Consider the following 16,854-nt stretch of genomic DNA (forward strand, 5'->3'; position numbering starts at 1 on the left):
TTGATTTTTACGATAAGAAAACCGCCTCGTTGAAGAGGCGGCTTATTGAGATTAAGTCTTCTTTTAAACGTCACTTATTTATTACCGAGTTGTTCCGCCAAACCGATTAGAAGTCCTTCATGTCCACGAATATAGCAGAGTCGATACGAGTCCTCGTACTGAACCACTTCGCCAACGAGCTGAGCACCATGCTTAGTGAGTCTGGATACCAGTTCGTCAATGTCTTCCACGGTGAACATGACACGTAGATAACCGAGGGCATTTACAGGAGCAGTTCGATGATCTGATATAGGTTGTGGGGTGAGAAATCGCGAAAGTTCGAGTCGGCTGTGGCCATCTGGGGTAACCATCATAGCAATCTCTACGCATTGTGAACCCAGCCCGGTTACGCGACCAGCCCATTCCCCTTCGACAGTAGCTCGCCCTTCGAGCTTCAAGCCAATCTCCTCGAAGAAGGAGATTGCGTCATCAAGGGATTCTACAACGATGCCCACATTGTCCATTCTTAGCAATTTGTTTTTTGCCATAGTTTTATCTCCTTATGTGTACAACTTTAATATCTGATCCTCTTCATCTTTATTCTATCAATGATTACCAATCCCTTCCAAACTATTAACATCTTGTCAACGTTCATGATAACTAAGATAAGTCACACCGCGCCGGGCGACGCTCCCTAGCGTGCGGTGCTCCGCGTCATGTGACGGTGATCAACCACACAACAAATAGACGGCTTCTTCTCCGATCGGAGTAGAAGCCGTCTGTAGTTTCCAAGCCGCACCCGGCTACAGGGTCAGAACCCGGCTGTCCGGGACCAGCTCCCGCGCCGCCTCGGCCATATGGGCATGGCAGGTGAACAGCAGAATTTGGTGGCGGGATGCCAGCTCCCCGAGCATCGCCATCGTGCGGCGCATCCGCAGCGCATCGAAGTTGACGAGGATGTCGTCCATGATAAGCGGCAGCGGAGCCTTGCGGGCGTATTCCTCCGCGAGCGCGAACCGCATCGCCAGGTACAGCTGCTCGGCCGTCCCCCTGCTCAGCCGGGACGAATCCAGCCACCGGCCGTCCGAGGCGCGCTCCGCCTGCAGCCTCTTTTCGCCAAGCGGCGCGGACACGCTCCGGTAGCGGCCGTCCGTCATCCTTTCAAAATAGACCGAGGCTCGGCGAAGAACGCCTGGCTGCCGTTCCTTCTCGTACCGCTCCCGCGTTTCCTTAAACAGGCGGGAGCAGAGGGCGAGGGTCGCCCAGCGCCCGATCAGCTCCTTGAGCTCGGCCCGCTGCTCCTCGAGCCGGAACAGCCGGTCCGCGTGCTCCGCGCCGTCCTCCAGCTTGTCCAGCTCGTGGCCGAGCCGGCCACGCACGTCGCGGAGCCGGTCAGCCTCGCGCTCGCTCTCCTCCACGGTCCGGCGCAGCGCGTCCAGCTCCGCCTCGAGCTCCTCCGGCGCGGCGGCCGCGAGCCGCTGCTCGCACCGCTCCCGCTCGGTCTCCCCGGCCGCCGCGAAAGCGAGCGCCAGCCGGTCGTCGAGCTCGCGGAGCATGCGCTGCAGCTCCTCCCGCCGCTCGTGGGCGCGCAGCCGCTCGCGGAAGGCCGCCTCGTCGGGCGCATCCGCGGACGCCCACAGCGCCTCGAGCTCCCGCTCCGTCGCGGTCCGCTCCGCCTCGGCCGCCCGGGCCGCCTGCTCCGTCTCGGCGCGCTCCGCGAGCAGACGCTCGCGCTCCGCCAGCTGCCGCTCGGCGTGCGTCTGCCGCTCACGCCAATCGGCGAGCGCCCGCTCCGGCTCACGGCCCGCCGCCTCGCCGAGCAGCCGCTCCGCTGCCGCCTCGAACCGGCGGAGGCGGTCCCGCTCCCCCTCGCGCCGCCGCTGCAGCTCGCGGCCATCCTGCAGCCGCTGGGCGGTCTGCTCCGCGAGTGCGAGCAGCTCCGCCGCCGTCTCCGGCGACAGCCCGGCCGGCAGTTCGCCCGCCGCCAGCCAGCGCTCCCACGCCGACCGGTCCTCGGCGGCCGCCTCCTGCGCGCGCCGGAGCCGCTCCTCGCCTTCGCGAAGCCGCGCGGCCCGCCGCAGCGCCTCCGCGTCGGCCTCGGCGGCCGCCTCGCGCCGACGGCTCAGCTCGCGCTCGGCTTCGTGGCGCTCGCCGGCCCATCGCTCGAGCTGCACGAGCAGCTCCGCGGCCTCGGTGCCGAGCGCGGCGGCGGAACGGTCCGCGCCGCCGGCGTCCGCCCGGAGCGCCATCTCCGCGAGCGGCGGGTGCCCAGCGCCGGCGGCTGCGGCCTCGGGCGCCGCCGCAAGCGCCGAGCCGAGCCTCGCGCGGAGGTCATCCGCGAGCGCCGCCTCGTGCCGCTCGAGCCGCTCGCGCTCGCCGCGCAGCGCGGCCAGGCCTTCGCTGGCCGGCCGGGCTCGGGCCAGCGTAGGCGGTACCGGCGCGAGCCGGTGCCGCAGCGCGAAGGCGTACGCGCTGAAGGCGCCGGTCGCGACCAGGCCGCCGAGCGCGAGCCACGGCCGGCCCGCGGCGGCGAGCAGCGCGGGCACCGCCACGGCGAGGCACGCGGACAGCCACGCGAGCGGGCCGAGGGCGCCGGCGGAAGCAGCGGCGGGCGGAGCCGCCGCGGCGTCGCGGTCGAGCTGGAGCAGGTGGTCCTGCTCGCGGCGCTCCGCGTGCCGCCTCTCGACCTCCAGCTGCTCCAGCTGCCGCAGGCCGCGGCGCAGCCCGGCGAGCGCCTCGGCGTGGAGCGAAGCGGGAGCGGGGCTGTCCGGCTCGCCGAAGCGGAGCCGGAAGGCGGCGGCGAACGCGTCGCACTCGCTCTCGCGCTGGCCCAGCCGCTCGCGGGCCTCCGCTTCCGCCTGCCGGAGCAGGGCCAGCTCGGCTTCCGCCTGCTGGACGGTGCGCACCGCCAGGTCAAGCCGCTCGCGTCGCCCGCGCAGCTCCTCCTTGCGGGCGACGGTGACCGGCTGGCGGTCCAGCACGGCGTCCGTCCAGGCCGGCCCGATCCGCCGCAGCTCGGCGTCGATCCGCCGGCGCAACTGGCCGAGCTCGGCATCCAGCTCGGCCAGAGCCCGTCTCCCCGCCCGGTAGCCGGGCAGCTCCTCCGTCAGGGCGGCCAGCTCCTCCCGATCCTCGGGTGTCCCCAGCTCGGGACGAAGCCGATCCAGCTCCTCGTCCAGCTGCTCCAGCCGGGACTTCAGACGGGCGGCGGCGGCATTCTCGTGCCGGCGGGCCTCAAGCAGCCGCTCCAGCCGTTCTGCCGCACCGTACGGCACGGCAGAAGCCGGCGCAAGCGACTCCAGCTCGTCCCGGATCGTCCTCCGCTGCAGCCAGGCCTCCCGCGCCTGGAGCGCTCCGCTCAGCAGTGCCGCTTCGCGCCGGGCTTGCCGGAGCCGCTCGTCGAGCCGGGCAATCTCGGCTTCCGTCTCGCGCCGCTCGGCCGCGATCCGATTATACCGTCCGGCCTGCTCCTTGCTGCGCCTAAGCTCCGCCTCCGCCTGTTCCAGCTCACGGAGCCGCCGGGCCATCTCCTGGTTTTTGCCCCGGGGCTTGTACAGCGCGTCCGCTTCCTGAGCGGCCCGGCGCTCCGCCTCCGCGATGAGCCGTGCCTGAGCGCCGAATCCCGCGCCGTACAGATAGCCGCTCAGCTCGTCAGCCTGCAGCGTGCGGATCTCCTGCAGCTCCGTCAGGCTGAACGCGAACAGGCTGCGAAACAGCTCTCCGGACATGCCGCCGAGGAGCCGGACGAGCTCTTCCTCACCCGCGCGGGAGCCGTCCTCCCGCGTTACGGCCAGCCGGCCTCCGCTTGGGCCCCGTCCGTCGTCCGTCCGCTCGATGCGGACCCGGCTGCCGTCACTCGTCCGAATAAGCAGGCTGCCGCCGTGAAGGCCTCCCTTCTCCGGCTCGTAGCGAGACTCCGTCTGGGCCCGGGACGGAAATCCGAAGAGGACGGCGCGCACGAACGCCATCAGCGTGCTTTTGCCCGCCTCGTTGGCGCCGTACAGCACCGTTAGGCCGGCTGCGGGCGCCAGTGTCCGGCCAGCGTGGATTCCGAAGCCGTCGATTCGGATTTCTTCGATTCTCATGCCGTCCCCTCCTCGTCCAGCAGACTGTCCAGCGCCATCTCCCGCGCCGCGCGAAGCCAGCCCGCCCTCTCTTCTCCCGGAAGCTCGCCGAGCAGCCCCGCCAGCTTGCTTTGCTGCCCGAGCGGAGCGAGCGCCTCGCGGCAGAACGCCTCGAACGCTTCCTCGTCATCCAGCAGCGAATCGGCCAGCCGGACGAGGTCCCCCGCAAAGCTGTCTTCCGCAGCCAGCCGGGCAAGATCGGCCGGCACGCCCGTCCGTACCCGAACGGATTCCAGCCAGACGAACGGTCCCGCCGGGCCCTCTTCCGTCCAGCCGTCGCCCGCGGCAGACGGCACCTCGCCTTCACGGAGCTCCTCCAGCAGCTCCTTAAGAGCATGGCCCCGCTGCAGCACCGGATGCAGCGGACCACGTCCCGTCAGCTCGAGCCGGACGACGACAGGGCGGCCATCCGCAGCGGCCCGCGCCTGCTCCATCGCCTGCCGGACCGCTTCCCGGAGCTCCTCCTCCGTTTGCAGCCGTTCGATGTCGACCGCGAGCCGTTCCCAGCGGACCGCGTCCACGGCATGGAAGGTGAGTGCGGCCTGGCCGTCTTCGGCCACCTCCACGACATAGCAGCCCTTGGCCCCCGTCTCGCGGATACTCCTGCCCTGTGCGTTGCCCGGATAGACGATCCAGGGCGCTTCCCCGAGCGTCCGCCTCGTATGGACGTGGCCAAGCGCCCAGTAGTTCATCCCGGCCCGCTCAAGATCCTGCCGGGTGCAGGGCGCATAATTGGCGTGGCCTTCTTCGCCTTCCACGTTCGTATGCAGCAGCCCGATCTGGTAGCAGCTGCGGTCCGCCGGAACCGGGAAGCGCTTGGCATAATTGTCCGTAACCGCGGCAGTTGGATACGAAATGCCGTGCAGCTGCGCAGCGCGCCGGCCATCCCTCAGCAGGACGTTCACTGTCTCCACTCGGTCGGTTCCGAACACGGTTACATTGTCTGGCCACTGCAGCCGGGCCGCCCGTCCGTCGGCCGGATCGTGGTTCCCGTGCACGAGATAGAGCGCAATGCCTGCCTCCTGCAGCCGCAGCGCCGCTTTTTGGAACCGGAGCTGCGCGCGCAGCGAGCGGTCTGCCAGATCGTAGACATCCCCCGCCACGAGAACGAAGTCGACGCGTTCCCGAATCGCCAGCTCGACCAGGTTGCCGAGCGCCTCGAATGTGGACTGCTTGAGACACGCCCGCACGGCGGCCGGCAGTCCCGCCAGTCCCTGGAACGGGCTGTCCAGATGCAGGTCCGCCGCATGCACGAATTTAAACGGCACCATCCGTCTTCCTCCTCTCCTATTCTTCCCTCCTGCTCTTCCTGGGCATGGCAAAAGAAGCCCGGTCCGCCCTCTTCCGGACAGGCTGCGGGCTTTCTCCTGCCGGCGGACAGGACGGGTCCCCCGCCGGGTCCGCCGCTATTTGATCCGACGTTCGCCGCCCTCCATCCGGGCGTAGCTCTCGTACAATTGGGTCAGCTGGACGATGACCCGGTTGAGCGAATACGTCTTCTTCGCCTTCTCCCTCGCGGAGCGGGCAAGCTGGTACCGGTACGTCGGATCGGCGATCAGCTTCTCAAGCGCCGCGGCGAGTGCCGCCGCGTCGTCCGGCGGGACGAGCAGGCCGTTGCGGCCGTTCTCGATCTGCTCCGAGATGCCGCCGACATTCGTGCCGACAAGCGCCAGCTGGCAGAGAGCCGCCTCGGCGAATACCGAGCCGAACGCTTCGGCGCGGGAAGGCAGCACGAACACGTCGAAGAACGGCATGAACTCCTCGGGATGCAGCATGTAGCCGTAGAAGATCGTTTCCTCGTAAATGCCGAGCTGGACGGCCAGCTCCTCCAGCTCCGTGCGCGTCGGCCCGTCGCCGATCATATGGAGCACGAAGGGAAGCCCTTTCTCCTTGAGCTGGGCGCAGGCGCGAAGCAGTGTATCCAGTCCTTTGGCCGGCACCAGACGGCAGACGGTAATGAGCTGCGTCGTCTCGTTCTCGTGAGGAGAAGGCCGGAACCGCTTCTCGTCGAACCCGTTCGGCATGACGCCGATCCGCTCGGGGTCCTGCACGTATTCGCTCAAGTAGGACTTGAACGAGCGGGATACCGTCAGGATCTGGTTGACTCTGTCCTCAAGCTCCCGGTAGATCGAGGTAAGGAACCGGTGCTCGGGTCCGTCCTCCCGAATCCGGCCGTTCAAGATAAGCTCACGCTCGTAGCTCGAGTGCACGGTCAGGACGACCGGCGTGTCCGGGAACAGCTGCTTCATGACAAGCGCCGGAATCGGGTGATGGGCATGGATAAGATCGTAGGACCGCCGTTTGAGGCGCATGCGCGTCCACCAGACGTAGTCCCGGTAGGTTTGGATATATTTATCGACGACGGCGTGGCCCGCGTAGGCTTCCCAATCGAAGGTGGAGAATGAGACCGGCTCCTCGCCTTTGCCGCGGACTCGCTTGGGCAGCGAGAACAGCTCCATCTCCCAGCCCTTCTTGACGAACCGCTCGGTCATGTACGGAACCATGGACGAGACGCCGCCGGGCTGCTCCGGGGGAAAAAACAATGCTTGCAGTATCTTCATAGGGGCCTCCTGAGACAAACACCAGTTTGGGTTCTTCGTCTTCTATTGTAACGTTTGCGGAGAGCAGTGAAAAGGGAACACAGGCACAGACCTTTATCCCTTTCTTTGGCAAGGGCAGCCGTCCGGCCCGGAGAGCCGCTTCCTCTCCCTCGCAAAAAGACGCCGCCGTCCGCGCATGCGGCCGGGGCGTCCCTGCTTCCAATTGAGGATTGTTATTTGTTGTGTCCTGGCGGCGCTTTGGTTACGACGAGCTTCTCGCTGTCGTCCCGCAGACCGAATGAGGCGGTAATCGTCGTACTGCCTTTTTCAACGGCCGTCACTTTGCCCGTTGCGTCCACAGTGGCCGCTTCCGGGTTGGAGCTGACGTAGGTCGCCAGTGAAGTGACGTCCGCTTTGGTCCCGTCGGAATACTCCGCCGTCACCTTCACCTGCGTCGTATCGCCCGCCCACATCGGCTTCAGCTTCTCGAGCTGGAGCTTAGTGACGGAGGCGGTTACCTTCACCTCATAGTTGGCCGTGAAGCCGTTGTAGCTCGCCACGATAACTGCATCGCCCTTGCTGAGCGCCGTTACCTGACCGTTCGGTCCCACACTCGCCACAAGCGGGTTCTGACTTACGTACTGGACGCCGCTTGTCACCTGCTGCGAAGAGCCGTCCGAATACAGCGCCGTGGCGGTCAGCTGCCGCCGATCGCCGGCCTTCATCGGTCCTGGTCCGGTCAGCTGGAGGCCGGTCATCACTTTGGGTTGAGCCGTAACCTCAAGCGTGTAGGTCGCCGTCATGCCCTGCCACGAAGCGGTTATGACGGTTTGGCCAGGCGCCAGCGCCTGCACGAGTCCGGTCTCGCTGACGGTCGCCACTTGCGGATTGCTGCTGGCAAATGCACTCCGGTCCGTCACCGGAACACGCGAACCGTCGGCATAGACCGCCGAGACGACCGTCTGCCGGCTCTCGCCCGGCTTCATCGGCTCAAGGCCGGACAGCTCGAGGCCGTTCGATTGGGCGTTGACAGCAAGCGTGTAGGAGGCCGTCAAGCCGCTCCATGCCGCTGTGATTACCGTCTGTCCAGGCTTGATCGCCCGGACGGCCCCATCCGCCGATACCTCGGCAACTTGCGAATCGCTGCTGACGAACACGATTCCCTGGGTAACCGGCTTCCTGGTGCCATCGGAGTAAACCGCCGTCACCATTGCCTGCCGGGTCTCTCCAGGCGCCATAGGCGACAGTCCACCGAGCTCGAGTGCAGTCGCGTCGGAGCCTACCTGGAGCCGATACACGGCCACATGGGGACCGTAAGCCGCGGTAATCTCGGCTTCGCCGAATCCCACCGCCGTCACCTTGCCGCCCGGCGTCACGCTCGCAACCGCCGGATTGCTGCTGGCGTAAGAGACGCCCGCCGTCCAGACGACGCTCGTTCCGTCGTTGTACCGCGCCGTTACCTGTGCCTGCTGGGTTTCTCCCGGCTTCATCGAGCTGAGCCCGCCGAGTTCAAGCGCCACGATCTCGTACGGCTGGCCCGCCAGAGACGTCAGCTGCATCCCGCTGTAATAGGCGTTCAGAATCTGGTCGAACTTCCAGCCCTCGCCTCCGAGCGCGGAAGCGCCGTATTGGCTCATGCCGACGCCGTGTCCGTTGCCGCCGCCGTAAAACGTAACGCCTGTCAGCGCCCCGCTCTCGTCCTTGGCCAGATCGAACGTAAAGAAAGCGGAGTAGAGAATGCTCGGATTCTTCAGCGTGCCTGCCGGATCGTAAGTCGTGCTGCCGCCCTTCGCCCGGTAGGCAAGAATGTCCCCTCCGCCCGTGTAAGTGCTGCTCGGCCGGATGGTGAACCGAATGTTGTATTCCTTGATGATTTTGTAGGTGCCGCTCGTGCCCTCGACCACGAGCTCCATGATGTTGCCTCCGGCTCCGCGTTTGGCCACCGACAGATTAAGCAGCGTGCCGATGCCTTCCGCCGGAATCGGCTTGCTGGCGTAGCTGCCGTCCGGCTGCTTCGTCAGGATGAAGGCCGGATCGGATTTGTACCGGTCGCCGAGGTTTTTGTTGATCGTTGTCTCCAGCTCCTGGCGGGTGAGGCCCACCTTCCACCGGAAGTAGAGCGACTCCGAATCGTAGCCCGTATAGGACAATGTTTTGTAGAAAGCATTCAGCGCCTGCTCATCATGCGGATCGACCTCGAACATCCGGTTCCGATCCGCCGGATCGTACGTATAGCTGCGTGCCGTCAGATACGGCAGAGGCGTGCCCGGGAAAGTCGTCGCGTTCGCGTCGGACCAGACCTCGTGTTTGGAGGCCCCGTAGCCGCCCGACGTCGAGTAATAGCGCGCGTCGACCAGCTGGCCGCCGCTCTTCATGATCAGGCCGGCCGTTTCGTTCACCGCCTGCGTCGTCAGCTCGTTCTCGGCGCTGTTGTTGTACACCTGGCTGGCGGTGCTGTCGTCGATATGGAAGCCGCGTTCCGCGTACCGGCCGCTGAAATAATCCGCCAGCGCGTAGGTACGCGCCGCGACCGCCTGCGCCTTGAGCGCTTCCTTGCCGAAGCTAGCCGGCATCTCGCTCGGCACCACCTGGTACAGATATTGCTCAAGCGTTACGTCATTAATGACCTTCAGCTGCCCGGGCGTCTCGCTGAGCGTCAGCTCAAGCGACCCGCGGTAGGAAGGAATGCCCTGCGCCCGCTTGATGGTGGAAATCTGGAGAAGCGAGCCGTCCGGCGATGTCTGCTCCGCGTACAGCCGGTTGGCGGTGCGGTACAGCTCCGTCCCCGCTTCCGCGACGACGATCTGTCCGCCGCTCGGCGTGAAGGTCACCAGCTTGCCTGCGGCGATGTCGAACGACCGGCCGGCCTTCTTGTCGAGCACGCGGAAGCCGCGGGCGGACTGAACGCCTACGGACGGATGGCCGAACGTCGTTTCGTCCGCGATGTTGCCGATGTCGCGGCGGATGCCGACACGCATCCGGTCGGACGGCGTCTCTCCGTTCAGGACGATCTTGGCAACCTGGCCGGCTGCGTTCGGATAGAAGGTGGCGTTAGACGCCCCTACGTGCACGTCCGCCAGCGTCTTCTGGATCGTCCGTCCGCCGTCCGTCTGCTCAACGACGACGCCGTCCGCCAGCTTGAGCGCGCCGGCGAGCTCAAGCTCGATCGTACCGGCCGCCGTATTCTTCGCCATCACCTTCTCCTGCACGGGAGAGGTAAAGCCCGGCTTGACCTGCAGGAGATACGAGGCGGTAAGCCCTTCATAAGCGGCGGTTATAGTCGCCTGTCCCGCTTTCTTGGCCGTAACGAGGCCGGAGGGGCTCACTTCGGCGATAGCCGGATCGCTGCTCGCGAACTGGACTCCGGACGCAACCTTGGCGCGCGTTCCGTCCGCGAACACCTGGACGGCCTCCGCCTGCAGCGTGCTTCCGACGGTCATCTCGGACAGCCCGCTGAGCTCGAGCGCCACGGCGGTGCTGCCGCTATTAATCGTGAAGCTCCAGCGGCCGAGCGGCTGCGCCGGGTTGCCCGACGTATCAAGCGCTTCGATGGCGACCTGATGGGTGCCCTCCGCAAGCGGCTGGGCCGGCGTGTAGCGCAGCTGCCCCGTGGCCGCGTCGTACTGGTGGGCAACCGGTACGTTGTCGAGCCTCATCTCGATCGTGCTCGCGTCGACGGCCACATTGTCCTTGACGACCGCGCCGATCACCGGAGTCGTTTCCCGGATCCGCGAGTTCGGCTCCGGTGTCATCGCGGAGAAGACCGGCCCTGTCAGATCCTCGGTGATCGTGCCGTAAAACGAGCGCAGCTCGTCGAAGATCACGGCGCCCGCGTTCTTGTTCGCGTTGCTCGTCTCCACGACATAAATCTGATTCACCTGCAGAGGAAGCGTCAGACCGGACGGAATATCCGCCGTCACATGCTTCCAGCCGGTCCAGTTCAGTCCTCCGCTCGCCGTGAAGTCGATCGGGGTTTTCCCTCCCTTACCGTCCTGAATCTGACCGCGCAGCCAATGCTTCTGGCCGTCGCCGTAGACCCAGAGGCCGATCTTGGTCGGATAGCCGTCCATCAGGCGGCCTGCCTTTCCGTTCTCGCTGAAGTTCAAGTAGGCGGCCGAGGTGCCGCTCGTGCCGGTGAAGTCATAGCTCAGCCTGACGGCCTTGCCTCCGATGCGCACCGGGTTCGGCCGGCTCATCAGGTCAAGCTTGACCGAGCCGGGTACGACGACGATGGAACTCGCGGACAGATCCGTCAAATCCTCAAAATCCTCGATCACGACCGGAGGCTTGCCGACATTGACGCTCGCTTCGGCTTGCACACCGTTATATGCCGCGATTACCTTCCCGGAAGCGGATGTGCCTGCGGCCGTCAGCTTGCCGTCTGCCGCGATCGTGCCGATGCCGCCTTCCGCAGACCAGACGACCTTGTCGGAAGACAGATAAATCTCTCCTCCACCTGCGTCATAGCCCCGGACCCGGAACTGCTGCGTCTGGCCGGGATTGACGACCGCGACGGTCGGCGAGAGCTCGAGGCGGGCGACGCTGTCTACCACGGTGACCTCGACCGAGGCCGTCACCGTGCCGCTTGCAACCGTCACCTGCCCGCTGCCCGGGGAGGCCGAAGCGGTGAACGTTCCGTTCGGCTGCATCGTGCCGGCTCCCGCGGTCGCCTGCCAGACGAGCGACGCCGGATCGACCGGCACACCGTTATAGGAAACGTCCTGCCCCTTGGCCGTGAAGACGACCGAGCTTCCCGCCGCTATCTTGAACGGTCCCTTCGGACTCGGCACGAGCGAGTGAAGCGCGGTGACCGGAGCCGTCGAGACGACGACGAGCGAGTTCGAGTTCGAGCGCTCATAGCCGTCGGAGGGCGAGTTGAGCACCGTCAGCGACTGGTCGCCCGGCTGGCGCGCCGCATAGGTGGTCGAGCCGCCGCCGTCGACGTTGATCGCCGCCTCCATGCCCTGCTCCTGCAGGTAGATGGCGCCCTCGCGCAGCGTCACGCCGTCGGAGTAGGACGGCTGGCGCCCGTCAAAGGTGTAGACGTACAGCTTGCCCGCCTTGGAGGCCACGAACGTGCGGGGATGCCGGTCGTTGTCGGCGAGTGCTTCCGCCGTCGCCGCACCGTCCTTCAACATCACGACGCCTCCCGAGACGGCCTGGTACGCATCGCCGACTCCTTTGTCGAACTGGACGTCGAACGTCACCTTCTTGCCGGCGGTTAGCTGGGCTCTCGCCCAATCCGCCTGGGCGCCGGATGCCGCGAGCACCCATTTGCCGGCCGGGATCGCGGAATTGCCGCCCTGGTTAACCGCCTCGACCGTTCCGGTCGCCGGAACGCCCGGCCGGATCGCGGAGCTGCCGCCGTCGGGAGCGACAACGACTTCCACGACGCCGCTTGCCTGCGACTTGGTCGTGGCGCTGAATTTGTCGTTGTATAGAACAAGATGATTGGTCATGCCGGTTGTGAACGGACGGTTCACGCCGCTCAGCTTGGCGGTCCCTCTGCCTTCGGAAGCCGCGGTCCCCGTCATGGCAACGGCAGCCTCGAAGAAGTAGGTGCCGTCCTCCCGGATCGCGAGAACCGAGCGGGACGAGGCGGGCGCGGTGACGATCTCGCCGCGCGTCATCTGCAGGCCGATCGGGGCGCCCGCGTATGTAGGATCGGTATTGTAAAAGTCCATATTGAACGCGCCGACCGCCCGATAGTTCTCGGCATCGACCAGCTTGGCCTGGTTACGGACGGTATCGGTGGCGACGACCCGGCCCTTGGGCGAGGTGACCTCCAGCTTGATTGCGGGATTGGACGGATCGATCTCCATCCGGTTTACCCGTTCGGTATGGCCTCCGCCCTCTAGCAGCAAACTCTGGTGCTGGACGCCGGGGGCGACCGGGTAGCCGTCCTGGCGGACGACGGTGAAGCCGGACGATTCGGCGCGGGCCGTGCCTGTGCCGCCCGGCAGTACCGGGAGCGCCAGACTCCAGAGCATCGCCAGGGCGGCGGCCGCCGAGACGGTCCGACGGGCGCGTTTGGTTATCCAGACGTTCATAGCTACACTCCTTACCTTAATAGAATGCATGGCAGGTTCCTTCTGAATCGCTTAGCGTACTCGGTCAGCTGTCTTGCGCGAGCTTCTATCGGCTTTGAGCAGGCATACCCCCTTTCTGATAATAAAGCGCTTCCAAGATGTTACAAATTCATTCTATTTTTTATGTAACAATAGTTCAATCCTTTTTTTATTGGTTGAACTTTTTTTTCGCGACGAGCTGACAGATTACACGCAAACCCGCGCCCCGCCTGAAAAAAAAGAAGCCCGCCTGCAGGCGGGCCTCCCAGTGAGGAACGGCGTCTCTTATTGTCGAATCCAGGCCTTCGCATGCGGCTAGGCCCTTCCTTGAAAAAAGCACCGTCACGCTCTCCTCCGGTTCAAGTGGACGAACGTCGCCGCCAACGCCAGGATGAGAACGCCTCCCTTGATGATGTCGAAGGCGTAATACGGCATGTTCAGCATCGTGAGGCCGTTCAGCAGCACCCCGATAAGCACGGCGCCGAAGAACGTGCCGATCACGTTCGGCTTGCCCGCCCCGAGCACCGAGTAGCCGACGAAGACAGCCGCCACCGCTTCCATCAGAAGCGAGGCGCCGGCGTCGATTTGTCCCGTTCCGGTTCTCGCGGCGAACAGGATGCCTCCGACGGCGGCGAACGCTCCGGAAGCGACGTAAGCGAGCAGCCGGACCCGGTCGACCCGGATGCCCGACAGGCGCGCGGCCTCGCGGTTTCCGCCCGTCACGTACAGCTGCCTGCCCCAGCGGGTGTACTTGAGCAGCACGTGGACGAGCGCAACGGCGGCGACCATGAGCAGCACCGGCACGGGCAGTCCCAGCCATTTGCCTTTGCCGATCCACAGGAACGACTCGGTGAAGACGCCCGGGGCTTTGGTGCCGTCCGTCATCTGCATGTTGTTATAGACGGAGTAGCCTTTGGTGTACGTGCGGTGGATGCCTCCGATGACGTACATGACGGCCAGCGTCGCCAGCAGATCGGGGATTTTGACCTTGATGATAAGAAAAGCGTTGAGCAGTCCGATCAGGATGCCGATCGCGAGCGGCACCGCCAGCACGACGACGAGCGGCTGCTCGTACCAGACCATAAGCGCGGCGGCGACAACCGTCGTAAGCGAAACCGTCGAACCGACGGACAGATCGAAGCCGTCCACGATCTGGGACAGCGTCACCCCGATCGCCACGAATGTGACGATGGAGATCGAGCGGAGAATATCCGTGAGGTTGTCATACGTCAGGAAGTGCTCGTTCAGCAGCGAGAACAGGACGATGACGGCGGCGATCACGGCAAGCGCTCCGTATTTGAAGGTGGCGTCAAGCCATTTGGACGACATGTTAGCGGGCCTCCCCTGCACTGGCGTAAGATAAGATAAGTTCCGCGGTTGCTTCCGCGGCCGGCAGCTCCCGGACGACCGATCCGTAGCTGAGGACGAGAATCCGGTCGGCAATGCCGATCGCCTCGGCCAGCTCCCCGGTCAAATAGACGATGCCCTTGCCCTGTGCGGCGAGCCGTCCCATGAGCCGGAACATGTCGCTCTTCGCTCCGACGTCGACTCCCTTGGTCGGCTCGTCGAACAGGAACACCTCGGCGTCGGTCGGCAGCCATTTGCCCACCGCCGCCTTCTGCTGATTCCCTCCGCTCAGCCACTTCACCTTGTGCTCTTGCCGGGCGGGTGTGATGCCGAGCTGGGCAATGAGCCGCCCGGCCAGCTCGCGCGCCTCGCTCCGGCGGACGAATCCGAAGGAGCTGACGCGGCCAAGCGACGGCAGCGTCAGATTGTCCGCGAGCGATTCCTCGACGAAGACGCCCTGCCGCCGGCGCTCCTCGGGCACGAGCACGATGCCGGCGCGGATCGCGTCCGCCGGGCTCCCGAGCCGCAGCGGCCGGCCGCCGAGACGGATCTCCCCGGCGTCCGCCGGATCGGCGCCGAACAGCAGGCGGGACAGCTCCGTCTTCCCCGCCCCGACCAGCCCGACGATGCCGAGAATCTCTCCGCGCCGCAGCTCGAAGGACACGTCCTTCACCTTGCTGCCGCGTTTCAAGCCGCGCACCTCGAGCAGCGTCTCGCCGATGGGGACGATGCGCTTCGGGTATTCCTCCTCGAACGGTTTGCCCAGCATAAGCCGGACCACCTCGGCCGAATCCGTCTCGGTGGTCTCGAGAGTCGTTACTTTGCCGCCGTCCCGCATCACCGTCAGCCGGTCGCACAGCTCGAATACTTCGGCGAGCCGGTGGGAGATGAAGACGCAGCCGACACCCGCGTCCCGTACGCTCCGGATCCGCTCGAACAGCCGCTTCGTCTCCTCCAGGCCGAGCGGCGCCGTCGGCTCGTCGAAGACGATAACCTTGGCGTCGTTTGCCAGCGCCCGGGCGAGAAGCACGAGCTGCTTCTCCGCGATGGTCAGATCGGCGGCTTTGGTGTCGACCGGCCTTTCCAGGCCGAGCGAGGCCAGCAGTCCGGCCGCCTCCCGGCGCAGCCGGGCCCAGCGGATCCACCGGCTGCCCGACGCGATCCGGTCGAGGAATACGTTCTCCGCCAGGTCCGCCTGCGGCACGAGCGCCGTGTCGACCTCCTGGTAGACGCAATGAATGCCATGGCGGATCGCATCGCTCGGCTCCTTCCACGTCAGCCGCTCCCCGTTCAGCACGAGCTCTCCCTCGTCCGCCGTATAGGCACCCGCCAGCACCTTCATCAGGGTACTTTTGCCCGCGCCGTTTGCTCCAAGCAGGCCGTGGATCTCGCCGGCCCGGAGTTCAAAATCCACGTCCTTCAGCGCCAGAACGCCGGGAAAGGCTTTGCGGATTCCTTTCATCGCCAGCAGAGGCTCTTGTGTCTTCGTCATAGTGCCATCCTCCTCGTCCGTTCACGCTACCGGTGGAAGCAGAGCGTTCACAAGCACACCCACCGGCGGCGGCCGATGGGTGTGCTAGCTTCCTGTGCCGATTATTTCTTCTCAGCTGCCTTCAGCCAGTCGGTGTAGCCCTGCTCGCTGCTGCCCCAACCCTTGACGTGCTTGGACAGCTCCGCCGTCGAGATCTTCTGCTCCGGCAGGCTCGCCCGGTCGACGAGAACCGGCGGGAGAACGACCTTGTCCGGCGCCTGGTCCCCATGCAGCTTCTGGTACAGGTAGCGCACCTGCACCCGCCCGATGTCCTTCGGATCGACGGCCGCCGAGGCGACCCACGGACCCGATTTGTCCTGGATGAGCTGCAAATCCTCGTCGCTCATGTCGATGCCGTATACCTTGATCTCCGTGCGGCCGGCCTGCTTGATCGCCTGGGCAGCGCCCTTGGCGAACTCGTCCCATGCAGCCCACACGGCTGTAATGTCACCCTTGTTCGGATACTTCTTCAGAATGGCCTCCATCTGGGACTGCGCGTCGAGCATCGGGTTGTTGGCGTTGCCGAACGCGGCAATCTCCTTGATGCCCGGATTCTTGGCCATAAATTCCTTGTAGGCAGCCTGCCGGCGCTCCATCGGCGGGAAGCCGGCAACCCAGATTTTGACGATCGTTCCCTTGCCGCCTGCATCCGCCGCCAGCTTGTCCAGCGTTACCGCGGTCAGCTTGGCGTCATCCTGCTGGAGGTTGACAACGCCGGCTACCGGAATGTCCGAATCGAACGCGACGACCGGGATGTTCTGGCCGACCGCCCGCTGGACGCCCGCTGCCAGCGCCCCGGCGTCGCCGTGGTCGATCAGAATGCCGTCCGGCTTCTGATTGATCGCCGCGTCCAGGTTCGAAGCCATCCGGGCGAGATCGTTGTCGGAAGCGAGCACCGTTACTTTGCCGCCGAGCTTCTCGACCTGCTCCTTGACGCCTTCTATGTATTGGGCAGAGAAGGTTCCCGTATTAAACCTCATGACAAGCGCAATTTTTTTGCCGGACAGCGGATTGGACGTGCTGCCGCTCGCTCCCGCTTCTCCAGATGCGGACGGGCTGATTCCCGTCGACGCCTCCTTGCCTCCGCCGCAGCCGGCCAGCCCCAACGCCAGTACCAGCACTATGGCCAGCCAAGCGGTCCAACGAACGTTTCTTTTCAACATGGTTTCCCCCTCCGAAATAACCCACTAATTTAATGGGTTTTATATGAATTGAAAAAATGATACCACCGACCCCCGGTTCCGTCAATTGAAATTTTGCACCTC

The 16,854-nt window shown here is 65.2% G+C and carries 8 protein-coding genes; all 8 read right to left on the bottom strand.

Annotated features, from left to right (window positions below; all coding sequences use genetic code 11):
* Window positions 1–74 precede the first annotated feature (74 nt).
* Complete coding sequence (locus KJS47_RS05995; protein ID WP_213523643.1) at window positions 75–527, bottom strand: VOC family protein; 453 nt, start codon at window positions 525–527, stop codon at window positions 75–77.
* 255 nt (window positions 528–782) lie between these two features.
* A complete protein-coding gene (locus tag KJS47_RS06000) occupies window positions 783–4,064 on the bottom strand; it encodes an AAA family ATPase (protein ID WP_213523644.1) in 3,282 nt (1,093 codons plus the stop codon).
* Window positions 4,061–5,374: a metallophosphoesterase family protein gene (locus KJS47_RS06005; RefSeq protein ID WP_213523645.1), complete on the bottom strand. Its 1,314-nt coding sequence runs from the start codon at window positions 5,372–5,374 to the stop codon at window positions 4,061–4,063. The genes KJS47_RS06000 and KJS47_RS06005 overlap by 4 nt, the downstream gene beginning before the upstream one ends.
* A gap of 135 nt (window positions 5,375–5,509) precedes the next feature.
* Complete coding sequence (locus tag KJS47_RS06010) at window positions 5,510–6,664, bottom strand: glycosyltransferase family 4 protein (RefSeq protein ID WP_213523646.1); 1,155 nt, start codon at window positions 6,662–6,664, stop codon at window positions 5,510–5,512.
* Window positions 6,665–6,876: 212 nt separating this feature from the next.
* Window positions 6,877–12,693, bottom strand: a complete 5,817-nt coding sequence (locus KJS47_RS06015; protein ID WP_213523648.1) for a SpoIID/LytB domain-containing protein — start codon at window positions 12,691–12,693, stop codon at window positions 6,877–6,879.
* Between the two features lie 360 nt (window positions 12,694–13,053).
* On the bottom strand, window positions 13,054–14,040 hold the full coding sequence (locus KJS47_RS06020; protein WP_213523650.1) for an ABC transporter permease: 987 nt from the start codon (window positions 14,038–14,040) through the stop codon (window positions 13,054–13,056).
* A 1-nt stretch (window position 14,041) separates the two neighbouring features.
* Window positions 14,042–15,550: a sugar ABC transporter ATP-binding protein gene (locus KJS47_RS06025; RefSeq protein WP_213523652.1), complete on the bottom strand. Its 1,509-nt coding sequence runs from the start codon at window positions 15,548–15,550 to the stop codon at window positions 14,042–14,044.
* Window positions 15,551–15,651: 101 nt separating this feature from the next.
* Window positions 15,652–16,752: a sugar ABC transporter substrate-binding protein gene (locus KJS47_RS06030; protein WP_213523654.1), complete on the bottom strand. Its 1,101-nt coding sequence runs from the start codon at window positions 16,750–16,752 to the stop codon at window positions 15,652–15,654.
* Between the last annotated feature and the right edge of the window lie 102 nt (window positions 16,753–16,854).

The sequence above is a fragment of the Paenibacillus sp. J31TS4 genome, from assembly GCF_018403265.1.
Lineage (GTDB): Bacteria > Bacillota > Bacilli > Paenibacillales > NBRC-103111 > J31TS4.